The organism is Rhodococcus sp. MEB032 (assembly GCF_030208925.1).
GTDB classification, from domain to species: domain Bacteria; phylum Actinomycetota; class Actinomycetes; order Mycobacteriales; family Mycobacteriaceae; genus Rhodococcus_F; species Rhodococcus_F qingshengii.
This window is the reverse complement of record NZ_JARVSY010000001.1, coordinates 366369-388747: the sequence shown is the minus strand read 5'-3', so window position 1 is coordinate 388747 and position 22379 is coordinate 366369. Positions and strand designations below refer to the sequence as shown.

25 protein-coding genes are annotated in these 22379 nt (G+C 62.8%); 10 read left to right on the top strand and 15 right to left on the bottom strand.

Translation table 11 applies throughout. The features are described from left to right. Positions 1 to 9 precede the first annotated feature (9 nt). Positions 10 to 468, bottom strand: coding sequence for a PaaI family thioesterase (locus tag QRN54_RS01730; RefSeq protein WP_003945940.1), 459 nt, complete (start codon positions 466 to 468; stop codon positions 10 to 12). Between the two features lie 85 nt (positions 469 to 553). Here QRN54_RS01730 and QRN54_RS01725 point away from each other — a divergent pair, with 85 nt between their 5' ends. The 3 genes from QRN54_RS01725 (at position 554) to QRN54_RS01715 (ending at position 2984) form a co-directional block, all read left to right on the top strand. Further along, positions 554 to 1129, top strand: a complete 576-nt coding sequence (locus QRN54_RS01725; RefSeq protein ID WP_007734151.1) for a TetR/AcrR family transcriptional regulator — start codon at positions 554 to 556, stop codon at positions 1127 to 1129. Positions 1130 to 1201: 72 nt separating this feature from the next. Then, a complete protein-coding gene (locus QRN54_RS01720) occupies positions 1202 to 1705 on the top strand; it encodes an SRPBCC family protein (protein ID WP_019746932.1) in 504 nt (167 codons plus the stop codon). A gap of 28 nt (positions 1706 to 1733) precedes the next feature. Continuing rightward, entirely contained in the window at positions 1734 to 2984 is a 1251-nt protein-coding gene (locus QRN54_RS01715) for an NADH:flavin oxidoreductase/NADH oxidase family protein (protein ID WP_007734160.1), read from the top strand. Here the strand turns inward: QRN54_RS01715 and QRN54_RS01710 are convergent, their stop codons facing one another. Then, the gene (locus tag QRN54_RS01710; protein WP_007734162.1) at positions 2985 to 3860 is read right to left on the bottom strand and encodes an aldo/keto reductase; all 876 of its coding nucleotides are present in this window, start codon (positions 3858 to 3860) and stop codon (positions 2985 to 2987) included. A gap of 68 nt (positions 3861 to 3928) precedes the next feature. After that, positions 3929 to 5029, bottom strand: a complete 1101-nt coding sequence (gene ald / locus QRN54_RS01705) for an alanine dehydrogenase (protein WP_003945541.1) — start codon at positions 5027 to 5029, stop codon at positions 3929 to 3931. Between the two features lie 109 nt (positions 5030 to 5138). On the opposite strand from ald, the gene QRN54_RS01700 reads away from it, so the two are divergent. Next, entirely contained in the window at positions 5139 to 5660 is a 522-nt protein-coding gene (locus QRN54_RS01700) for an Lrp/AsnC family transcriptional regulator (protein WP_007734167.1), read from the top strand. Between the two features lie 7 nt (positions 5661 to 5667). Here the strand turns inward: QRN54_RS01700 and QRN54_RS01695 are convergent, their stop codons facing one another. The 3 genes from QRN54_RS01695 to QRN54_RS01685 are packed head-to-tail and all read right to left on the bottom strand — an operon-like array spanning position 5668 to position 8057. Continuing rightward, on the bottom strand, positions 5668 to 6732 hold the full coding sequence (locus QRN54_RS01695; protein ID WP_007734168.1) for a maleylacetate reductase: 1065 nt from the start codon (positions 6730 to 6732) through the stop codon (positions 5668 to 5670). Between the two features lies 1 nt (position 6733). Further along, positions 6734 to 7522 carry a pirin family protein gene (locus tag QRN54_RS01690; protein ID WP_007734169.1) on the bottom strand — a complete coding sequence of 263 codons (789 nt, stop codon included), beginning with the start codon at positions 7520 to 7522 and terminating at the stop codon, positions 6734 to 6736. Between the two features lie 37 nt (positions 7523 to 7559). Further along, positions 7560 to 8057 carry a VOC family protein gene (locus tag QRN54_RS01685; RefSeq protein WP_007734170.1) on the bottom strand — a complete coding sequence of 166 codons (498 nt, stop codon included), beginning with the start codon at positions 8055 to 8057 and terminating at the stop codon, positions 7560 to 7562. 111 nt (positions 8058 to 8168) lie between these two features. On the opposite strand from QRN54_RS01685, the gene QRN54_RS01680 reads away from it, so the two are divergent. After that, positions 8169 to 8639, top strand: coding sequence for a MarR family winged helix-turn-helix transcriptional regulator (locus QRN54_RS01680; RefSeq protein ID WP_007734171.1), 471 nt, complete (start codon positions 8169 to 8171; stop codon positions 8637 to 8639). A gap of 62 nt (positions 8640 to 8701) precedes the next feature. Continuing rightward, on the top strand, positions 8702 to 9520 hold the full coding sequence (locus QRN54_RS01675) for an HAD family hydrolase (RefSeq protein WP_003945542.1): 819 nt from the start codon (positions 8702 to 8704) through the stop codon (positions 9518 to 9520). 1 nt (position 9521) lies between these two features. On the opposite strand, the gene QRN54_RS01670 is transcribed toward QRN54_RS01675, so the two are convergent. From QRN54_RS01670 to QRN54_RS01635, 8 genes are all read right to left on the bottom strand, one after another. Continuing rightward, entirely contained in the window at positions 9522 to 10409 is an 888-nt protein-coding gene (locus QRN54_RS01670; protein ID WP_285181497.1) for an alpha/beta fold hydrolase, read from the bottom strand. Between the two features lie 225 nt (positions 10410 to 10634). Further along, positions 10635 to 11300 (bottom strand): hypothetical protein, encoded by a 666-nt coding sequence (locus QRN54_RS01665; protein ID WP_285181496.1) that lies wholly within the window; start codon positions 11298 to 11300, stop codon positions 10635 to 10637. 122 nt (positions 11301 to 11422) lie between these two features. Then, complete coding sequence (locus QRN54_RS01660; protein ID WP_042449451.1) at positions 11423 to 12187, bottom strand: SDR family NAD(P)-dependent oxidoreductase; 765 nt, start codon at positions 12185 to 12187, stop codon at positions 11423 to 11425. A 146-nt stretch (positions 12188 to 12333) separates the two neighbouring features. Further along, positions 12334 to 13386: an acyl-CoA dehydrogenase family protein gene (locus tag QRN54_RS01655; protein WP_285181495.1), complete on the bottom strand. Its 1053-nt coding sequence runs from the start codon at positions 13384 to 13386 to the stop codon at positions 12334 to 12336. Next, on the bottom strand, positions 13383 to 14348 hold the full coding sequence (locus QRN54_RS01650; RefSeq protein ID WP_007734178.1) for an acyl-CoA dehydrogenase family protein: 966 nt from the start codon (positions 14346 to 14348) through the stop codon (positions 13383 to 13385). Before QRN54_RS01650 ends, QRN54_RS01655 begins: the two co-directional genes overlap by 4 nt. Then, positions 14345 to 15505 (bottom strand): acyl-CoA dehydrogenase family protein, encoded by a 1161-nt coding sequence (locus tag QRN54_RS01645; RefSeq protein WP_285181494.1) that lies wholly within the window; start codon positions 15503 to 15505, stop codon positions 14345 to 14347. The genes QRN54_RS01650 and QRN54_RS01645 overlap by 4 nt, the downstream gene beginning before the upstream one ends. Further along, on the bottom strand, positions 15505 to 16377 hold the full coding sequence (locus QRN54_RS01640; protein ID WP_007734183.1) for an enoyl-CoA hydratase: 873 nt from the start codon (positions 16375 to 16377) through the stop codon (positions 15505 to 15507). The genes QRN54_RS01645 and QRN54_RS01640 overlap by 1 nt, the downstream gene beginning before the upstream one ends. Continuing rightward, complete coding sequence (locus QRN54_RS01635; protein ID WP_021332413.1) at positions 16374 to 17915, bottom strand: FadD3 family acyl-CoA ligase; 1542 nt, start codon at positions 17913 to 17915, stop codon at positions 16374 to 16376. Before QRN54_RS01635 ends, QRN54_RS01640 begins: the two co-directional genes overlap by 4 nt. Positions 17916 to 17970: 55 nt before the next feature. Here QRN54_RS01635 and QRN54_RS01630 point away from each other — a divergent pair, with 55 nt between their 5' ends. From QRN54_RS01630 to QRN54_RS01615, 4 genes are all read left to right on the top strand, one after another. Beyond that, complete coding sequence (locus QRN54_RS01630; RefSeq protein ID WP_007734188.1) at positions 17971 to 19200, top strand: acyl-CoA dehydrogenase family protein; 1230 nt, start codon at positions 17971 to 17973, stop codon at positions 19198 to 19200. After that, on the top strand, positions 19200 to 20012 hold the full coding sequence (locus tag QRN54_RS01625; RefSeq protein WP_003945582.1) for an SDR family oxidoreductase: 813 nt from the start codon (positions 19200 to 19202) through the stop codon (positions 20010 to 20012). Before QRN54_RS01630 ends, QRN54_RS01625 begins: the two co-directional genes overlap by 1 nt. A 76-nt stretch (positions 20013 to 20088) precedes the next feature. After that, entirely contained in the window at positions 20089 to 20760 is a 672-nt protein-coding gene (locus QRN54_RS01620; protein ID WP_003945807.1) for a TetR/AcrR family transcriptional regulator, read from the top strand. A gap of 11 nt (positions 20761 to 20771) precedes the next feature. Further along, the gene (locus QRN54_RS01615) at positions 20772 to 21920 is read left to right on the top strand and encodes an acetyl-CoA C-acetyltransferase (protein WP_003945727.1); all 1149 of its coding nucleotides are present in this window, start codon (positions 20772 to 20774) and stop codon (positions 21918 to 21920) included. Between the two features lie 54 nt (positions 21921 to 21974). Here QRN54_RS01615 and QRN54_RS01610 read toward each other — a convergent pair whose 3' ends face one another. Next, a complete protein-coding gene (locus QRN54_RS01610) occupies positions 21975 to 22292 on the bottom strand; it encodes a DUF4333 domain-containing protein (protein ID WP_020906277.1) in 318 nt (105 codons plus the stop codon). Between the last annotated feature and the right edge of the window lie 87 nt (positions 22293 to 22379).

Below are 22379 nucleotides of genomic sequence, written 5' to 3'. Positions count from 1 at the left end.
TTCGTCGGCTTAGCGAAAAATCATGCACGTCGTGGTTCCATGCGCCACCAACTTGCCGTTTTTGTCGAGGACCTTGCCCTCTGCCGTCGCGGTACGCCCGCCCACGTGAATGACGCTGCCGTGGGCTGTCAGTTCGTCACCGTCGAGAGGCACCGTGCGGATGTAGTTGAGCTTGAGTTCGAGGGTCGTGTAGCCGACGCCGGCCGGAAGCATCGTGTGTACCGCGCAGCCCATGACCGAGTCGAGCAGCGTTGCGCAGATGCCGCCGTGCACAGTGCCGAGCGGGTTGCTGAAATCGGCGCGCGGGGTCAGGGCGAAGCTCACGGATCCTTCGTTGACCTCGCGCATCTCCATGCCGAGGAGGCGTCCGATGCTGGGCCGGTCGTTGACCTGCGTTCCCATCCAGCGGAGAAGTTCGAGGCCTGTCATCTGCGCCGGATCGACGGTCGCGGTTGTCTCGTCACTCATTGTTTCATCCCATCACTATGTAGGTCGTCATACATAACGTAGCGTATGAGTCGACAGGTGTACCGACGGCCGAAGGATCTGTGACATGGCAGAGCTGAGCTCACGTGATCGCATGATTCGTAGTGCGGTCGAACTGATCAGCCGCAACGGCGTCGATGCGACATCCTTCAGCGACGTCATCAAGCACAGCGGCGCGCCCCGTGGGTCGATCTACCATCACTTTCCAGGCGGCAAGACGGAGTTGATGGTCGAAGCTGTGCGCGCGGCCGGTGCGATCATCACCAGACGAATCAGCTCGGCTGCGGCTACCGGTTCCACGGCCGACGTGATCGAAGCGGTCGGAGACATCTGGCGACTCAATCTCACACGCTCGGACTTCGCGATCGGCTGCCCGGTGATTGCCGGCGGGTTGGCGCGTGCCAGTGAGCCAGAAGTCGCGGAAGTGTCGGCTGAGGTCATGCTGGGATGGCAGAAGTTGATCGAATCGCAACTCGAAACTGCGGGTTATCCTGCAGTGCAGGCAAAATCGATGGCAAACCTGACGATCACGTCGGTCGAAGGTGCAGTGGCGGTGTGCCAGACGACTCGAAGTATCGAGCCGCTCGAACAGGTCATCGCTTCACTGCAGGGGCTCTCTCGTTCTGAGGCTTGGTCCCGCTGAGCCTTCGGGGGTTGACTTCGGTCGTCAAGTATCCGTAACTTCATGTAACGGCTAATTGGGCAGGAGTAGGCGATGACACATTGGTTCGACCTCGAACCGGTCGGTGTCGATTTCTTCGACACGGCACCGCATATCTTCACGTACTCGATCGATCTCGCCGCCGAACCTGACGCCGTCTGGGCCGGTCTGACCGCCGACGAGCCTTTGTCGTGGTGCCGACTGCTCACAAAAGTGCACTACACCTCGCCGCGCCCCTACGGCGTCGGCACGCGCCGAATCGCGGAGGTGGGCGGCGGTGCGATGCAGATGCGCGAAAAGTTCATCACCTGGGACGACGAAACGCGTCGGCACTCGTTTTACGTCGAACAGTCCAATGTTCCGCTGTTCCAATCCTTCGCGGAGGACTACCGCGTCGACGAGCTCGCAGTGGGTTCGAGACTGCAGTGGAATTTTGCATTCTCGCCGCGTCCGAAGCTGTCGCTCGCGGTGCGCGGCGGGCTACCGGTCAACTCGCTGATCTTCTCGAGCTTCGTGCGCGATACCAAGCGGCACTTCGGTTCTGCGCCACGCCATTGACTTTCTTCCCTTCATACGAGAGGCATCCATGACCACGCTCGGAGAATCGTTGACTTTGCCCTGCGGGCAGATCCTGCGGAATCGCACGATGAAAGCTGCGCTCAGCGAGGCTCTGGGTGACCGCACTCATGGACCGTCCACTCGCTTGGAAACGCTGTACGGTCGTTGGGGCAGTGGCGGGTTCGGTTTGCTGATCACCGGCAATGTCATGGTCGATCGATCGCAGATCGCCGAACCGGGCAATGTCGTCGTCGACGACGATCGTGATGCCGAAGCACTGACTGCCTGGGCCAAGACCGCCAAGAACGGCGGCGCCGAGATCTGGATGCAGCTGAACCACCCAGGGCGGCAATCCAACCCGATTGCCAGCAGAGGTAGACCGGTCGCCCCGAGCGCGATCGCGCTGAAGATTCCGGGAATGGCGACGCCGCGAGAACTCTCGACCGCTGAGATCGACGAGATCATCGACAAGTTCGCGGAAACCGCTCGCGTCGCCGAGTCCTCCGGCTTCGGGGGCGTGCAGATACACGCAGCGCACGGTTATCTTGTTGCGCAGTTCCTTTCGCCCTTGTCCAATCAGCGGACGGACGAGTGGGGTGGAGATCCTGAGCGTCGACGACGCTTTCTGATCGAGATCGTTCGGCGCATACGCTCTGCCGTTGCTCCGGGATTCGCGGTCTCGGTCAAGCTCAACTCGGCTGATTTCCAACGAGGTGGATTCTCGGAAGACGAGTCGCGAGAAGTAGTGCGCGCGTTGACCGAAGAGTCGGTGGATCTCATCGAGATCAGCGGTGGCAGTTATGAATCGCCGGCCATGATGGGTAAAGCGCAGAAGCAGAGCACTCGCGATCGAGAGGCATATTTCCTCGAGTACGCCGAGACAGTCCGAGCGATTGCCGGCGACATTCCCTTGGCGGTCACCGGCGGCTTCCGCTCGCGATCGGCGATGGTCGAGGCACTGGCTTCCGGCGCGTGCGACGTGATCGGCCTCGGCCGGCCGACGATCACGATCCCCGACGCGGCAACCGTTCTCCTGGAATCGGATCGGGAACGATTGACCGTGCCGACTGTTGAGTTCGGAGCGCGGAAGTTGTTGGGGAAGGTTGCCGACATCTCGATGCTCGACGGTGCACTCGACCTGCAGTGGCATACCGATCAGCTGCACCGGATGGGCGACGGAAGCGAGCCGGATCCGGCTCGGCCGTGGTGGAAGACCCTCGGAACGATGGTGAGGCGAAACGGATTCGATGCGCTTCGCCCCACCAAACGAGCGGCTTGATCAGTTCGGTGCACCGATGTTGAGTTCATCGGGATGCGCGCCGACGCGGGTACCGTCGTCGAGCGTATCGATTTCGCTCAGGTCGAGATCGGTGAGTTCGAAGTCGAATACGTCGATGTTCTGAGCGATTCGAGCATCGTGTACGGATTTCGGGATGACGATCAGGCCGTTCTGAAGGTGCCAACGGATCAGGACCTGCGCGGCAGTCTTGCTGTGGCGGTCACCGATTCGAGTGATGATCGGGTCGGTGAGCAGGGTGTTGGGCTTGGACGCCTTACCCCAACCTGCGTTACTGGTACCGCCGAGTGGGCTCCACGATTCGACCTTGATCCCGTGCTCGGCGGCCTTGTCGCGAATGGCGTGCTGCGTGAGGTGCGGGTGCAGTTCCACCTGATCGACTGCGGGCAACAATCCACCGCGTTCGACGAGAAGCTGCAGATGATGCGGCTCGAAGTTGCACACCCCGATTGCCTTGGCGCGGCCCGATTCCGCGATCTTTTCGAGTGCGTCCCACGTGCGGAGGAGTCGGTCGTTGTCCTGCAGAGGCCAGTGGATGAGGTAGAGATCGACGTAGTCGACGCCCAGCTTGTCGATGCTGGTGTCGAAAGCCTTCAACGCCGGCTCGTAGCCCTGATCCGCATTCCACAGCTTCGTGGTGAGGAAGATGTCCTCTCGCGCGACGGACGAGTTGGCGATACCTCGTCCGACGCCCTCTTCGTTTCCGTAGGCGGCAGCGGTGTCGATGTGCCGGTAGCCGGCCTCGTCGAGTGCGAACCGTACTGCATGCTCGGTTTCGTCGTTGGTGGCCTGCCAGACTCCGAGGCCGAGTTGCGGGATCGTGGTTCCGGAATTCAGCGTGATGTCAGGAATGCTCATGGATCAAGGCTAGCGATCTCGAGCTGTCCTTGCCTGGGTCAGAGCTGCGTGGGTCAGAGCTGCCTGGGTCAGAGAGTGGTAGCCGAGTACCCATGCGCCGCTGCAACACTGTCGGACAGGAGCAGGCCGTCGTGTGTGCTCAGACCTGACCCCAGGCCGGGAACTGTCGCGACCGCGTCCTTCCACCCCTTGTCTGCCAATGCGACGACGTACGGAAGCGTCGCGTTGGTGAGTGCGTAGGTGGACGTACGGGGGACGGCTCCGGGCATGTTCGCAACGCAGTAGAAGACCGAACCGTGAACCTGGTACGTCGGATCGGCGTGCGTGGTCGCGTGTGAATCCTCGAAGCAGCCTCCCTGGTCGATGGCGATGTCGACCAGGACAGAACCCGGCTTCATACGCGCCACCAGGCTGTTGGAGACGAGAGTCGGCGCCTTCGCCCCGGGGACCAGCACCGCGCCGATGACGAGGTCGGCGTCGAGTACAGCCTGTTCGAGTTCGAGGCTGTTGGACGTGATGGTCTTGACCTGGCCGTGGTACAGCTCGTCGATTTCCCGCAGGCGAGCGATCGACAGATCGAGAACGGTGACGTCGGCCTGCATGCCGTAGGCCACGGCGATGGCGTTCTTACCGGAGACTCCCGCACCGATCACCACGACCTTGGCGGGGCGCACTCCGGGTACGCCGCCCATCAGCACTCCGCGTCCGCCGCCGTGACGCATCAAGTGATAGGCGCCCGCCTGCGGTGCCAGGCGTCCGGCTACTTCACTCATCGGGGCGAGGAGGGGCAGTGAACCGTCGGAACCGACAACTGTTTCGTAGGCGATGGAGGTGGTCTTCGACGTCAGGAGCGCGTCGGTGCATTCCTTCGACGCCGCCAGGTGCAGGTAGGTGAAGAGAACCTGATCCTTACGGAGTCGCGAATACTCTTCTGCAATAGGTTCTTTGACCTTCAGGAGTAGATCTGCGTCCGTCCAGACCTGATCGGCAGATCCGAGGATCTGCGCGCCCGCGGCCTTGAAATCCTCGTCACTGAACGAGGAGCCGACGCCTGCACCCGTTTCGATGACGACTTCGTGTCCTCGGCCGACCAGTTCGTGGACGCCTGCTGGGCTGATGGCCACGCGGTACTCGTGGTTTTTGATCTCGCGGGGGATTCCGACCTTCATGACACGGCTCCGAACTGAGTCTGTTGTTTCTTCGAATGGCAGGTGCCAAGCATGAAGTTTCGTCGCCAGATAGTGAAGAGAAGTGAAGATAATTCTCTACGCTGTATGTATGGTGCGTGAAAGTTCAAAAATCGGTATTCAGACGGCTGCCTCGCCGAAGCATGTTCGGGCAGCAATGAAGTTGGACGAGATCGACCGGGTTCTGCTCGAAGAGCTGGCGAAGGATGCGAGGATTCCGAACAATGCGCTGGCCGCGATCGCGGGAATTGCGCCGTCGACATGCCTCGGACGTGTGCGCGCATTGGTGGAAAACGGCGTGATCAGGGGATTCCATGCGGACATCGATCCCGCCGCTCTCGGAATGGATCTGCAGGCGATGATCGCAGTTCGACTGCAGGCCAACGCACGGTCGCACCTCAGCCGGCTCGGCGACGATTTCGCCAAGCTGGACTCGGTGCTCAACGTGTACTTCGTTGCCGGTGTCGACGACTACATGCTGCACGTCGCAACGACAGATTCGGCGCAGTTGCGTGACTTCGTTGTCAACAATCTCTCGGCGCATCCGGCGGTTGCTGCGACCGAGACGATTCTGATCTTCGAACATGTCAGGCCGCGAGGCGGTACTGCCTGATTCGTTCTCACCTGATGGCGGGTCGACGCCCGGACCAGGCGTTCTCGAGGAGTTCGCTCAGGCCCGGCGGGGTGATCTCACGCGGATTCGGATACGCGGCGGAGGTGGCGAGTTCGACTGCATTTTCGATTTGATCGTGACTCATTCCCAGTTCTCGCAGAGTGGTCGGTCCGCCGCACGAGGTGACGAGGTCGAAAACGCCGGTGGCGGCGTCGGATGCGCCCAGAGCAGTCGCTATTCGCGACATCACATCCGGGACGGCAGGCGCGTTGAATGCCATCGCGTGGGGGAGGACAACGGTGTGGGTGGGAGCATGCGGCAAACCGAAGCTGCCACCGAGGGTGTGGCACAACTTGTGATGAAGCCCCATACCGACCGTGCCCAAGCAGGTTCCGGCCAACCAGGCTGCTTGCAGTAGTTCGGCCCTACCTTCCAGATTTTTCGGATCATCGACAATGCTCGGCAGCGCACGGCCGATCCCGGAGATCGCCTCGATCGCCATCAAGTCCGTGATCGGGTTGGACTCGGTGGAGTACAACGCTTCAACCGCATGCGCCATCGCGTTGACGGCGCTGGTGACGGTGGTATCCAGCGGCAGATCGAGAGTGAGGTCGACGTCGTAGATGACGGTTTCCGGTCTGATGTGGGGAGAGGAGCGAGTTGTCTTGCGTCCGTCCTCTGTTTCACCCAACACCGGAGTGACTTCTGATCCCGCGTACGTTGTCGGAACGACGATCTGATCGAACCCCGCTCGTAGTGCCAATGCCTTGGACAACCCGGTTGCCGAACCGCCGCCGATCGCGACGACCGTGTCGACGTGATGGTTCTCGGCAAGTCTCAGCGCGGCTGTCGTGACTTCGATCGGAGTATGCATCACAGCGCCGTCGAAGCGGGCCACCGCCATGTCGCCGAGAGATTCGGTCACGGCGGCGGCAACCGCGTCGAGTCGACGACTTGCCAGCACCATCACTCGGCTACGGCCGAGCCGCCGCACTTCTTCGGCGATCGTATCGATCATCCCTTGGCCGAAGACAATTCGAGCCGGTGAAGCGTCGTACGAGAAGGGCTTCATGTCATCCCTGCGAAACGGTGGCGTGCATTTCCCAGACGATGACCTCTGCCCCGGTATCGGAGCTGAGCTGCTGACCTCCGCCGCCGGACACGCGTACCGCGTCACCTTGTTCGAGCACTCCGACGCCTTCCATGGCGGCCTGACCGTCGGCGACAAAAACGTGCAGGAACGGTGCGTCGGGCAGGGTCACGGGCTGTCCGGGTTGCAGACGCGCAACGTGCATCGCGGCGTACTTGTTCTTGATCCGGATTGCCGAGTGATCGGCGTACGCGTCCATGCCGGAGGCGACGGGAACCAGTCCACCGGCAAGCAATTCGGCGTCGATCTCCAACTGCTCGTAGCCGGGGGTGATTCCGGCTTCGTCGGGGATGACCCACATCTGGATGAAGTGAACCGGGTCGCTGTGCTTGTCGGAATGGCTGCCGGCCACGTCACCGAGTCGCCACGAATCGTTCTTCTCCGAATGCAGGATGCCCGTTCCGGCGCTCATCCGCTGGGCTAGACCGGGGTAGATGACACCCGAATGACCCATCGAATCCTGATGTACGAGAGAACCTCTCAGTACCCAGGTGACGATCTCCATGTCCTGGTGGGGATGGGTGTCGAATCCCATTCCCGGCGTGACGATGTCGTCGTTGTTCACCAGAAGAAGACCGTGGTGAGTGTTCTTCGGGTCGTAGTGATTGCTGAACGAGAACGAGTGCTTCGAGTCCAGCCAGCCGGCATTGGACTTGAAACGATCCCCGGATCGACGGATATCGAGGTTCGGCTGCGACAGAGTGGAGGTCATGGTGTGCCTTCCGAATGGTATGGGGGAGAGCAAGTTTTCAGAGGACGTGATTGCCGTACATCTCACCGAGTGGGTCTGCGATCAGTTCGAGTCGAGCGCCGTCGGGATCGCGGAAGTACAGCGAAACCTCACTGTGCTCGATCAGTTCGACGCCGGCCTCGGTCAGTCTGGTACGTAGCTTCGCCCACTTGGCGGGTTCGACGCTGATCGCGATGTGGTGGAGGCCGCCGAGTACTTCTTGGTACGGGCCCACGTCGAGACCCGGGAAGTCGAAGAACGCCAGAAGGTTGCCATTGCCGATGTCGAAGAAGAAGTGCGAAGACCCGGGATAGTCACGGTTCTCGATCAACTCGGTGAGTGGGAATCCGAGGAGATCCTGGTAGAACTTCACGGTTCGTTCGACGTCACTGCTGATCAGGGCCGTATGGTGCAGGCCGCGGGCGGTCGATGCGGGTCGTTTGTCGGCGGGGAGCAGATGTCGATCCCTGATCTCGGCCCGGCGTTCCTCGAACTGCACTGCGTTGTTGTCGCTCATAGCGCCCGCCTCTCGGTTGAACCTTCTCTTCGAACAGGTAGTTGACTGATCAACTACGTTGAGAATAGATCATTTGATTTCGTTGTCAACTACTTCGGATATGCTGGTGTCATGGAATCGACGCGGTGGTTGAGCGACTCGGAGCAAACGGCCTGGCGGGCTTACCTGGACTCGACCCGACTGCTCCAGCGTGTTCTCGATCAGCAGTTGGTGCGAGACTCCGACATTTCCTTCACCGATTTCGAACTGCTGGTCGCTCTCGCCGAAGCGCCCGGCCGGCAACTGCGCATGAGTGAGCTCGCCGACGCTGTGATGGCGACCCGAAGTGGTGTGACCAGGGCCGTCAATCGGCTGGTCGGTGCCGGGTGGGTGCGCCGGGTCGAGTGTGTCGACGACAAGAGGGGCGCTAATGCGGAGCTGACCGACTCGGGTGCCGAGAAATTGGCGTCGGCAAGCCCGGCGCACGTGGCCGCTGTACGGGAGAGCATGTTCGACCTGCTGAGCCCGCGAGATGTCGAGCGGCTGGGTGTGGTCTTCGGTGAGATGCGTCGGCACCTTCTCGAGGCCCAAGCAAGTAATTGACAGAGCAACGGCCCATGTCATGTAGTTGGTGAGGGCTGCGAACGGACTGCCATCATTGTCTGGTGACCCGTATTCGTATGTTCGCAACCGACCTCGACGGCACCCTGCTGCGCTCCGACCGAACGATTTCGGCGCGCACCGCGCAGGCCATGGAGAACGCGCGGCTCGCGGGGATCGAAGTTGTGTGGGCGACGGCCCGGGCCAGGCATTCGGTACACACGTTGGCGAGCTCGTGCGGATTTCGCGGTAAAGCTGTGTGTGCCAACGGAGCTGTCATTCTCGACCTGGCGGACGGGACTCCGGAGATCGTCGACACCGTTTCGATCGAAACATCTTTGGCTGCAACAGCTATGGAGCAGGTTCGTGCTCTGATTCCTGGCGTCGTGTTCGCGAACGTCGGACCCACGCAGTTCTTTGCCGAGCCGGAGTATGCCGCTCTGTGCGAGTTCGCGGACCATCACCGGCACCTGCACGAGATGGTGCTCGCCGATACGCTGCCGCTGGACGTGGAGCCGATGGTCAAGATCGTGGCCCGGCATGCCGAGGTTCCCAGCGCCGACCTGTACCGAACTGCGGTCGCTGCGGGCATCGAGGGTGTGGAGTTGACCCACTCCGGGGCTCCGTACATGGAAATGGCTGCAGCGGGCGTCTCGAAGGCCAGCGCTCTCGCGCAGTTGTGCGCGATCGACGGCATCGACGCGTCGGAAGTTGCCGCGGCCGGTGACGCCTTCAACGACGTTGCGATGCTGACCTGGGCCGGAACGGCTCTGGCGCCCGCCAACGCCAGAGCCGAGGTCATCGAGCTCGCCGACCGAATTTTGCCCACGAACGACGAGGACGGGGTGGCGAGCTACCTCGAAGAGCTGGTTGCGGGGAGCTAGTTCAGCTGCTGACGGCCTTGGGTCCGATGCCGATACCGACTCCGCAGTCCGTCATGAATTCGGAGAAGACACGGTCGAAGCGATCCGGATAGTCAAGGTGCGGGAAATGCCCGGCGCGCTTGAATATCTCCACCCGCCCCAGCGGTAGTTCGGCGCGAGCATTCTCGGTGTGGGCGTTGGGGATGATGGTGTCTTCCTCGCCCCACACCAGTAGTGCCTGCAGATTCTTGAAGTTGGCGAAATGCGGAGTGGCATTGACGGTTTGACCGTTGTAATTGATGACCGATCGTGCCGTCGCCAGAAATGCCTGACGCGTCGACGCGTCCGACACCGAAGCAAAGCTCTTACGGGCCTCACTCGCGCTGGCACCGAGCTTGAACAGGCCGATCTTGTTGAAAAGTCCGAGCGCTTTGTCTGTCACGTCGGTCAGGGTCCGGGACGCGAGGACGGGAAGTACCAGTTCGCTGCCGGGCAGAGTTGCTGCACGCAGGAGTGGGCTCACCTCGGGGCCGAGTCCGCCGCTGGCTACCAGGCACAGCCGCTCCACACGCTCGGGGAAGAGATACAGTGTCTGCATCGCGATCCCACCACCGAGGGAGTGGCCGACGAGGGTGGCCGACGGAATGTCGAGGGCCTCGAGGAGGTCACGCACAGTGGCGGCGTGAGCGCTGAGTGAGTAGTCGCCGGCAGGCTTGTCCGACGCACCATGTCCGAAGAGATCAGGGGCGATCACGCGGTAATGACGCGAGAGCGTCTCGATCTGCGGCTCCCAATTGGAGTGCGCGCCCAGTAGGCCGTGAATGAGCACCACAACGGGGCCACTGCCTTGGTCGACGTACTTGAGCTGGTCGCCGTGCAATACAACCGTCTGTAATTGGTCGGTTGCCATGATTGAACCTTTCGGAGCCGCCAGTGTCTGTGGCTGCTCGCGTGTTGTCGGACCGCACCCGCCCCGACGCGGATCCACGGGTATTTGTGACCGGGAGTAACCCCAGTTCCCTCAGTATGCCCACCGAGGGGCCCGATGTCGTCGCCATCGGGCGTGTTGTGACGAACCGTGAGCCGTCGGCTGAGGGGAGACGTACAACTCACCGCCGCGTGTCGGCGCCGCTGATCAGGCGAAATCGACCAGTTTGCCGAAAGTGAGGTTGATGTCCCACGGTGTGACGCCCCACGTCTCGATCGCTGATACCGCGAAGATTCCGGCAGCCTCGATGGTGTCCTGTGAGGCTGGTGCCGAAACGGAAACGCCGGTTTGTCCGCTCGGAACCTCCGGCCAGACGCCGGTTCCGGCGGGCGCGGGGGTGGCCTCCATGACCGCGTTGGCCAGTCCCGATTCGTCGACGGTCGTGAAGAGGCAGTTCGGCTCGTGCGGAGAATCCCACCCGCCGAGTTCCGCGAGCCAGAATTCGCCACGTCCAGCAGCGGAGATCGCGACCGACGCGAGTACCGATTCGAGATCTTCCCAAGCGTCGGACGTCGGGGTCGACGCCTCGGTGAGCTTGAACGGTGCGGCAAGTGCAGTGCTGTCAGGGGAAGCGAAGCGCGGCTGCACAGTGAGGGCCTGGGTCTGGGTATCCAGAAACGCAACCTCTCGGAACTTGTTGTCCGGCAGGGTCGTACGGGCTACGAGACCGCGTCCCAACAGTGCGCCGAGCGCCGCGGGATCGTCGACGCTCCACAAGCGGGTCTCGTCCTCGGACCAGGTGCGGATCTTTCCGCCGACGACGGGACTGATCAGCACGGGCTCGAGGTTCGTAGTGCCTGTTGACTCGCTCACCGCTGGCTCCCCACCGCACGTCGTACCGCCGGACCGGTTCCGGGCGACGAGATAAGTATGCCGCCTCGCTGCTGTGCGCCTTTATTAACCGCCGGGGGTTAATAAAGGCGCACAGCAAGTGGTCACATATGCGTGCCGCCGTCGATGCGGATTTCCGTTCCGGTGACAAACGAGCCGTCCTCGGAAGCGAGCATCGCGATCACGCCGGCGACCGCGGACGGGGGAGCGAAACCCTCACCGATTGCCGGGGCCAGCTTGCCGAGCAGCGTGAAGTCGATGTCGGCCGGGAAGCCGGGATCGGACGTCATGCCCGACGCGATGCTGCCGGGTGCGACGGCCACGGCGCGAAGACCCTGCTTGCTGTACTCGAGTGCAAGTGCGTGCGTGAAGGATTGGATTCCACCCTTCGACGCCGCATATGCCGTCATGTACGGGTGGGCGAAGGTCGCCGATGTGGAACTGAAGTTGACCACGACGCCTGCTCCGCTTTCGAGCAGTGCCGGCAGGGACTCCCTCGTCATGAGGAATGTTCCGGTGAGGTTGACCCCGATGACGGTGTTCCAGAAATCGAGTGTCATCTCGTGGGTGTGCGCGGAGCGCAGAATGCCCGCCGCATTGACCAGCACGTCGAGCCCGCCCAGAGCCTTGATCGCAGCGCCGACCTGTTCGCGAACAGACTCTTCGCTGGAGATGTCGACCTTCACCGTGGTCAGGCGATCGGAGTGTCCTGCGTCCTTCGCGGTGTTCAGCGTCTGTTCGAGGCCGGTCTCGGAAATGTCGGCGGCGACGACGGTGCCACCTTCTGCCAGGATGCGGGCAACGGTGGCCTGGCCGATTCCGGATCCTGCGCCGCTGATGAGGACGCGCTTGTCGTCGAATCGATTCACGAGAAAACTCCGGTCTGTGGGATGGACAGCTGTCTGGTGACCGATTCTGCGCGATCCAGAGCTATTAATCTGCTGGGCATTCCACTGACTGGGCACCAGTGGTGCTTGTTCGCTCGCAATCCCGAGCGAACAAGCACCGACGTCTCCTAGAGGCCCGCTGCCTGCGCGAGGCTCGGCAGGTAGGTGCTCGGCTGACCGAAGAGCTGAGCGCTGCCGTGTGCACGCTTGAAGTACAGCTGAGCGTCGTGCTCCCAGGTGATTGCGATTCCGCCGTGCAACTGAACCGCTTCGGAGGTGATCTGCTGCAAGGCTTCCGAGCAGTAGACCTTCGCCACTGCCGCGTCGTCCGCCGACTGCGTCGCCACGGCGGCGTACGTCATCGAGCGCGCCGTCTCGACCAACGTGTACATATCGGCCATCCGATGTTTGAGGGCCTGGAAAGAACCGATCGCGCGACCGAACTGCTTGCGCGACTTGGTGTATTCCACGGTCTGTTCGACGATCGCTGCTGCCGCTCCGACCTGTTCAGCAGACAAGGCGATCAGAACGACGGTTCGGATCCGATCGACCAGATCTTCGGACCACTCCAGTGGCCGACCACGAACACCGGAGAACGTGACCTCCGCCAGCGTTCGCGTCGGATCCATGGTGGGGACGCGTCGGCGGGAGACGCCTTCGGCCGCTGGATCCACTTCGTAGAACCCGTCGGCCGTCAGAACGAGCAGGGTGTCTGCGACGTGTCCGTCGAGGACGTACGACGCCGTGCCGGTCAACGCGTCTTCGGTTGCCTCGACGCTGAAGGTGCTCCAACCCGCGGCACCTGCCCAGCACAGAGCGAGCGTGCTCTCGCCGGACGCGACACCGGGCAGCAGTCGCGAGCATGCGTCGTTGTCACCGGAAAGCAGCAGTGCCTGTGCGGCAAGAATCGCCGAACCCAGCATCGGTGACGGGGTCAGCGTGCGGCCCAATTCCTCCTGGACCACATGTACCTCGCCCAAACCTGCTCCGACGCCGTCGAACTCCTCCGGAATCGCCAACGCGGCGACGCCGATCTGCTCGCACAGCTTGCTCCACAAAGCGGCGTCGTAGCCGATCTCGGTGGTGATGGCGGCGCGGACGGCAGCGGAGTCGGAATGCTTGCTCAGGAGATCGCGTACCGATGCGCGCAATGCTGCCTGGTCTTCGGTGTCGATGCTCATGATGCAACCAGCGCTTCGACGACGCGTGCGCGATGCTCGGACGGTGTGCCCCACGCGGTGAGCAGCGCCCGTACCTTGGTGAGCCACAAGGAGAGATCGTGTTCCATCGTGTAGCCGATGGCGCCGTGAACCTGGAGTCCGACGCGAGCGGCCTTGTACGCAGCATCCCCGCACGCGACCTTGGCCGCAGAGATGTCACGCGAGGCGTCGGCCGACTGATCGCGAACCGACAGTGCGGCGCCGTGCAGCAGGGGGCGAGCCATCTCGAGGGAGACGGCAACCTCGGCCAGGTGGTGCTTCATGGCCTGGAACTGTCCGATGACCTTGCCGAACTGCTTGCGCTGCTTCGCGTATTCGGTGGTGACCTCGAGCAGTGTCTGGCCCAGGCCCTGCAACTGCGCGGCAGTGGCAAGAGCGCCCATGTCGAAGGCGGCCGAGAAGTCGGCGGAGCCCAGCGATTCGCCGGCTGAAACCTCGTAGAGCTTGCGGGAGAGATCCACTGATGCCTTGGCTTCGCCAGGGACGCCGAGTGATACGGCACCGTCCTGCGCTAGCAGAACCAGATCCACCGCATCGGCGTCGAGCGCGAACGGTGTGCGCGGGGGAGCTGCGACGGTTGCCAGCGAACCCTCGGCGAGAGCAGAGAGACGTTCCGGTGCAACGGAAGCCAGGAGCGTCGGCGCCACGGCGATCGTTTCGACGACCGGTCCGGGTACTGCGTGCCGACCGAGCTGTTCGAGCGCAACGACCAGGTCGACGGCGTCGGCGCCGAGTCCGTCGTGCTCTTCGGAGATGACGAGACCGTTGACGCCGGTCTCGGCGAGGCGCTGCCAGAGCTTCTTGCCCGGCTCGGTGTCACCGTCGTTCCACGAACGGATGACGGCGGGCATGTCGGACTTGGTCAGCAGTGCATCGATGCTTGCAGCGAAGTCCTGGTGGGAGGAGTCGAGCGCGAATCTCATCGGTCCGCCTTCGGTAGGCCGAGCAGACGCTCAGCGATGACGTTTTTCTGAATCTCGTTGGTGCCTGCGTAGATCGGGCCGGACAGGGAGAACAGGTATCCGTCCATCCAGTTGTCGGCCAACTCGGCTTCAGGGCCCTGAAGTTCGAGAGCAGTCTCGTGGGTGGCGATATCCCACTCGGACCAGAAGACCTTGTTGATCGAGGACTCGGCGCCGAGCTGTCCACCGTCGGCCAGACGGGTGACGGTGCCGAATGTGTTGAGTTGGTAAGCGCGAGCGCCGATCCAGGCGTCGGCGACCTGGTTGCGCAGAGCGCTGTCGTCGGTGCGTCCGCTGGACTTGTACAGCTCGAGCAGGCGGTCGACGGTGGCGAGGAAGCGGCCGGGGCTGCGCAGCGAGAGACCACGCTCGTTGCTCGCGGTGCTCATCGCGACGCGCCAACCTTCGTTGACGTTTCCGATTACACCCGACTCACCTGGGTTGGCCGGGTCGTCCGGAACGAAGACGTCTTCGAGGAAGATCTCGGCGAAGCCGGGCTCACCGTCGAGCTGATCGATCGGGCGAACGGTGACACCCTTCGACCGGAGGTCGAACATGAAATACGTGATGCCCTTGTGGCGCTGCGCATCCAGATCGGAGCGGAACAAGCCGAAGCCCCAGTCGGCGTAGCTGGCACGCGAGCTCCACGTCTTCTGCCCGTTGAGCAGCCAGCCGCCGTCGACCTTCTTCGCACTCGAACGCAGGCTAGCGAGGTCGGAACCGGATTCGGGCTCGGACCAGGCCTGGGCCCAGATGTCGTCGGCACGAGCCATGCGTGGCATGATGCGAGCCAACTGCTCGGCATTTGCATGCTCGAACAGTGTGGGAGCCAACAAGAAGATGCCGTTCTGGCTGACGCGGCCGGGCGCCCCCGAGCGGTAGTACTCCTCCTCGAAGATGACCCATTCGAGCAGGGATGCATCGCGTCCGCCGAGTTCCTTGGGCCAGGAGACGACGGCGTAGCCGGCGTCGGCGAGAGTGTGCTCCCACTGACGGTGCTCTTCGAAGCCTTCGGCGGTATCCATCGACTTCAGGGGAGTTGCGGGCACATTCGCTTCCAGGAACGAGCGAACCTCGTCACGGAATGCGGTTGTGGCGTCGTCGAATACGAGATCCACTAGTTTGTTCCTTCCTGCGGTGCGCGAGCACTGGCAGCCATAGCTTTGGCGTCGAGTCCACCAAGCGAGTCTTTGCCGACTTCGGCGTTGTGAGCGTGAGCGAAGTGATGCAGACCGAAGACGGAGTCGATGCCGTTGCGCATCCCCATCTGATCCTCGCACTGATTGACGGCCTTCTTGGTCAAAGCCAGTCCGAAGCGCGGCATCTCGGCGATACGTCCGGCGAGCTCGAACGTCTCCTTCTCGAGATGCTTGCGGGCGACGACGCGGTTCACCATGCCGATTTCGTATGCACGTTGCGCGGTGAACCTATCGCCGGTGAAGAGCATTTCCTTGGCGAATCGTGAACCGACCATCCACGGGTGCGCGAAGTATTCGACGCCGGGGATGCCCATGCGGACAACGGGATCGGAGAAGAAGGCGTCGTCGGCCGCGACGATCATGTCGCAGACCCAGGCGAGCATGAGCCCGCCGGCAATGCAGGCGCCTTGCACCATCGCGATGGTGGGCTTGGGGATCTCCCGCCAACGGCGGCACATGCCCAGGTAGACCTCCATCTCGCGGGCGAAACGCTGGTCACCGCCTGGCTTGTCGACGTGATCCCACCACATGGTGGCCTTGTTCTCGTACTCGACGTGATGGTCGCGTCCCGGAGTTCCCAGGTCGTGACCGGCACTGAAGTGAGGTCCGTTGCCTGCCAGGACGATCACCTTCACCTCGTCGTCTTCGACGGCGCGCTGGAATGCCGCGTCGAGGGCGTACGTGACCACCGAGTTCTGGGCGTTGCGGTAGTCGGGTCGATTCAAGGTCACGACGGCGACCGAGTCACGAACCTCGTAGGTCACGACGTCGGCTTCGAAGGGAACGGTCATGATTGTTCCTCGCGCAGAACCGTTTTGAGGACCTTGCCCGAAGGGTTACGGGGCAGGTGATCTACGAAGCGCACCTCGCGGGGCACCTTGAAGCCTGCGATCTTCTCCTTGAGGAAGGCGATTACCGACTCTTCGGTGAGGCCGGCACCGTCGAGTTGGGCGATGTAGACGCGGCCCACCTCTCCCATCCGGTGATCGGGGATGCCGATGGCAGCAGACTCGTGGACGCCGGGCAGGCGAGCCAACATGCCCTCGATCTCGGCGGGGTAGACGTTGAATCCGCCGCTGACGTACATGTCTTTCAGACGGTCGGTGATGTCGAGATATCCGCGCTCGTCGAGGGTTCCGACGTCTCCGGTGTGCAGCCAGCCGTCGACGTCGATTGCCTTGGCGGTGGATTCCGGGTCGTCGAGGTACCCGAGCATGACGTTCGGTCCGCGAAGCAGGATCTCGCCTTGGTCGCCGATCTTGACCTCGAAATCGGCTGTCGCGCGGCCGGAACTGGTGGAGACGGTGACCGGGTCGTCGTCGGTGCGGCACATGGTCGCAACCACTGCCTCGGTCAAACCGTATGCCGTGAGGACGGCGTCGAAAAGCTCTGCTTGCATGCGCTCGACGAGGGCAACCGGCACGGGTGCTGCGCCCGTGATCGCGATGCGGAGCGAGGACAGGTCGTATTCGCTGCGGCGGGGATGATCGAGGATGGTCTGGTAGATCGTCGGGGCGCCAGGCAGGATGCTGATCTTCTCGCTGCTGACCAATGCGAGGGTGTCGTCGATGTTGAAGACGGACACCGGCACGATCGTCGCACCGTTCAACAGGCAGACCAGGATTCCGGCCTTGTACCCGAAGGTGTGGAAGAACGGGCTGATGATGAGGAAGTTGTCGTCGGCGGTGACCTCGGCGCATTCACCCCACGACTTGGCGACAGCGATGGACTGACGATGCGCGGTGATCGCACCCTTGCTGCGCCCCGTGGTGCCGGAGGTGAAGAGGATGTCGCTGACGTCGTCTGGCTGCACCTTCGCAGCACGCGCGTCGGCTTCGGTGCGGGCGGCGTCGGTGGCGAGCGCGAGGAAGTCCTCGAACTCGATGACGCCGTCACGGTCGTCGTCCCCGTCGATCGGTACCTGGATGACGGTGGGGATCCTCAGGTCCGGATTGGCGTCGAGCAACTGCTGGTACCGGTCGGCCTTGAGGAACGTGCCGACGACCACCAGGGCAGCTGCGTCGACGCGCTCGATGATGTCGAGTGCTTCGGTGCCGGTGTAGCGCGTGTTGATCGGGATGATGGCTGCGCCGGCGTACTGAGCGCCGAGCAGGGCGATCACCCAGTGGTACGTGTTGGGCGCCCAGATGACGACGCGGTCGCCTGCCTTCACCCCACGGTTGATCAGTGCGCCGGCGAAATCGCGGACGCGCTGATGTAGCTGTGCGAAGGTCAGTCGGGTGTCGCCATCGGCGATAGCCGCGCGCTCACCGAACTCCTCGGCGGCCCGGATGAGGGCTGATGGGATGGTTCTCGGTTGTTCGGTCACTGGACTCCTACCTGACACGCTACCTAGCAAGTGCTTGGTAGGTTATCTTACATATGTGGACCAGAGCGAGAGCCCGGACGGGCAGATGACGGACGACGAGTTTGCGGCCACGGTCGCGCAGTGGTTGGCCGAGAACTTGACGGGCAAATTCGCCCAGCTCAAGGGTAAGGGCGGCCCCGGCAGTGAGCACGAGTTCTTCGAGCAACGACTCGAGTGGGACAAGCACCTCGCAGCGTCGGGGTGGACGTGCCTCGGGTGGCCGAAGGAGTTCGGCGGGCGGGGAGCAAGCATCTCCCAGCAGGTCATCTTCCATCAGGAGTACGCGAAGGCCGGTGCGCCCGCTCGCGTCAGCCACATCGGTGAAGAGCTGCTCGGCCCGACGCTGATCGCGTATGGCACCGACGAGCAGAAGCGCCGATTCCTTCCTGGCATCAACACGGTCAGTGAACTGTGGTCGCAGGGCTACTCCGAGCCCGGCGCCGGTTCCGATCTCGCGAACGTCTCCACGACCGCACGCCTCGAAGACGGCAAGTGGATCATCAACGGCCAGAAGGTGTGGACCTCACTGGCTCACGTCGCGCAGTGGTGCTTCGTGGTCTGCCGCACCGAGGTGGGCTCCAAGCGTCACCAGGGGTTGAGCTTCCTGCTTGTCCCGTTGGATCAGCCCGGTGTGACAGTTCGGCCCATTCAGCAGCTCACCGGCACATCGGAGTTCAACGAGGTCTTCTTCGACGACGCCGTCACCGATGCCGATCTGGTGGTCGGGGAACCCGGCGAGGGCTGGAAGATCGCGATGGGGCTGCTCACCTTCGAGCGCGGTGTATCGACGCTCGGACAGCAGATCGGATTTGCCCGCGAGCTCCAAGGCGTCGTCGACCTGGCGAAAGCCAATGGCAGTGACCAGGATCCGCACATTCGCGAAAAGATCGCCCGCGCGTGGGTCGGACTGCGCGTGATGCGCGCCCACGCGATGCGCACTCTCGACGCGGTCGACGCCGGAACCGGTGGCGGAGAAGCGTCCGTCGCAAAACTGTTGTGGGCCAACTGGCATCGTGATCTGGGACAGCTGGCGATGGACGTGCAGGGTGCGTCGTCGTTGGTTGCACCGTGGGCGGATTCCGAAGGCAATGCCTCGGACATCACCGATCCCGAGCACCTCGAGCTCGACGAATGGCAACGCCTCTTCCTCTTCACCCGCGCCGACACGATTTACGGCGGCTCCAACGAAATTCAGCGCAACATCATTTCCGAGCGCGTGCTCGGTCTTCCCCGAGAGGCCCGTTAATGTCTGACACCAAAGCCGCGTCCCCGCTTTCCGTTGCGCCGGAGGAAACCCCGGGCCACGGACTGCTCGCGGGCAAGAAGGCGATCATCACCGCCGCAGCCGGAACCGGCATCGGTTTCTCCACTGCGCGCAGGGTGCTTCTCGAGGGCGGCGACGTTCTCGTCTCCGACTTCCACGAGCGTCGACTCGGCGAGACGGTGGAGAAGCTGAAGGCCGAATTCCCCGGTCAGCAGGTCGAATCGATCATCTGCGATGTATCGAGCACCGAGCAGGTCGACGCGTTGTTCGTCGGCGCCGCCGAGAAGTTGGGACGTATCGACATCGTCGTCAACAACGCGGGCCTTGGCGGTGAAACTCCCGTCGTCGACATGACGGACGATCAGTGGGATCGCGTTCTCGACATCACACTCAACAGCACTTTCCGTTCGACGCGCGCCGCCCTGCGGTACTTCAAGAGCGTTCCCCACGGCGGTGTTCTGGTGAACAACGCGTCCGTTCTCGGTTGGCGCGCGCAGCATTCCCAGGCGCACTACGCCGCAGCCAAGGCCGGCGTCATGGCGCTGACTCGGTGCAGCGCCATCGAAGCAGCGGAGTACGGAGTCCGTATCAACGCGGTCTCGCCTTCCATTGCGCGTCACGCGTTCCTGGCGAAGGTCACCAGTGAGGAACTGCTCGACCAGTTGGCTTCCGGTGAGGCCTACGGCCGCGCCGCGGAGGTCTGGGAGATCGCAACGGTCATCGCGATGCTCGCCAGCGATTACTCCACCTACATGACCGGCGAGATCGTCTCCGTTTCTTCGCAGAGGGCCTAGCGTCCCCGTGCGCGGTTAAGGAGCCCCTGGACTCGCTGACCGCGCACAGGGGAAGGCCCTGGATAGGATTGAATACATGACGCCACCTCGAAATTCCGACGAATCAAACGGCAAGTCCGGGCGCCGCGACGAGCTGCTCGAGATCGCGGCGGGGCTCTTCGCCGATCGCGGAGTGCGCGCGACGACCGTCCGCGACATCGCCGACGCCGCCGGGATCCTGTCCGGCAGCCTGTATCACCATTTCGATTCCAAGGAGTCGATGGTCGACGAAATCCTGCACCAGTTCCTCGACGAACTCTTCGGAAAATACCGCGAGATCGTCGCGGCGGGGTTGGACAGTCGCGCGACGCTCGAAGCACTGGTCGTGACGTCGTACGAGGCCATCGACGCCTCACATTCGGCTGTGGCGATCTACCAGGACGAGGTCAAGCACCTCGTCGGGAACGAGCGCTTCGCTTACCTGGCCGAGCGCAACACCGAATTCCGGGACCTGTGGGTCGGCGTCCTCGAAGCCGGCGTCGCGGACGGGACCTTCCGCTCCGACATCGACGTCGAATTGGTCTTCCGCTTCATGCGCGACACCGTGTGGGTCGCGGTTCGCTGGTACCGACCGGGTGGATCCCTCTCGGCTCACGCCGTCGCGGCTCAATATCTCGCGATCGTGCTCGACGGGCTCTCCGATCCGGCCACAACTTCAGACGCTATTGCTGAATCAACTTCAAGAACTATTGCTGCACAACGAAACTAGGAGCTAACGCTATGTCCGAGGTTTACATCGTCGACGCCATTCGCACACCGATCGGCAAGAGGGGCGGCGCGCTGTCCGGCGTGCACCCCATCGATCTCGGTGCGCACGTCGTCAAGGCACTGGTCGAGCGCACCGGTATCGACCCCAGTGACGTCGACGACGTGATCTTCGGTTGCGTCGACGCCATCGGCGGCCAGGCCGGCAACATCGCCCGTATGTCCTGGCTCGCAGCGGGATTCCCGGAGCACGTTCCCGGGGTGACCGTCGACCGTCAGTGTGGTTCGAGCCAGCAGGCAGTGCACTTCGGCGCTCAGGCCATCCTGTCGGGCACCGCGGATCTGATCGTTGCCGGCGGCGTTCAGAACATGAGCCAGATTCCGATCTCGGCAGCGATGATCGTCGGTCAGCAGTACGGATTCGACACGCCGACTTCGGGTTCGGTCGGTTGGACCGAGCGCTACGGTGACCAGGAAGTCTCGCAGTTCAAGGGCGCCGAAATGATCGCCGAGAAGTGGGACATCAGCCGCGAAGAGCTCGAGAAGTGGGCCCTGCAGAGCCATGAGCGCGCCAAGGCTGCAATCGCCGCGGGTCGCTTCGACAACGAGATCGTCGCCATGGGCGACGCGACCGTCGACGAAGGACCCCGCGAGACCAGCCTCGAGAAGATGGCGACGCTCAAGGTTCTCGTCGAAGACGGACGCATGACCGCGGCAGTGGCCAGCCAGATCTCCGACGGTGCGAGTGCGCTGCTGCTGGCGTCGGCGGAAGCGGTGGAGAAGTACAACCTCAAGCCCCGCGCCCGGATTCATCACCTCAGCGCACGCGGCGACGACCCGATCTTCATGCTCAGTGCGCCGATCCCGGCCACGAAGCATGCTCTCGCGAAGGCCGGCCTGAGCATCGAGGACATCGACATCGTCGAGATCAACGAAGCTTTTGCCCCGGTCGTCCTGGCCTGGATCAAGGAGATCGGCGCAGATCCGGCCAAGGTCAACGTCAACGGCGGCGCGATCGCACTCGGTCACCCGCTCGGCGCGACCGGCACCAAGCTGATGGCAACCCTGCTCAACGAACTCGAGCGCACCGGCGGTCGTTACGGCCTGCTGACCATCTGTGAAGGTGGCGGCACCGCGAACGCGACGATTATCGAGCGTCTCTGACGCCTTGCTGTGCGCCTTTATTAACCGCCGGCGGTTAATAAAGGCGCACAGCAGTTAGTTGTTCGGCACATCCGCGACCTTGATGTCGAAGTTCGCACTTTCACCGTCAACGCTGGTCACGGTAGCTGTGACGTCGTATTCGGTGCCCTGCTCGGTCAGGATGCACGTGATCGATGCGCCGACTTCGGCGTCGAGGTTCTCCGGACACGTCACGTCGTCGGGTGGCTCGCCGATCTTCTCGGCTAGTTGAGTGGAGATCTGACTTGCGACTTCGGACTTGTCCACTTGCGGCGTCCCGACGCTTGCCGAGCAAGCTCCCGTGGCCAATGCCGCCGAGAGTAAGACGATTCCCACTGCAGGCCTCTTTGTCATGTGAACTCCCAGGGTGCGCCGGTGCTCGCTGCTGCCACCTCAGGGATTACCGCATTCGGGACTGTTCAACCGAGTTGCGCGACGCAG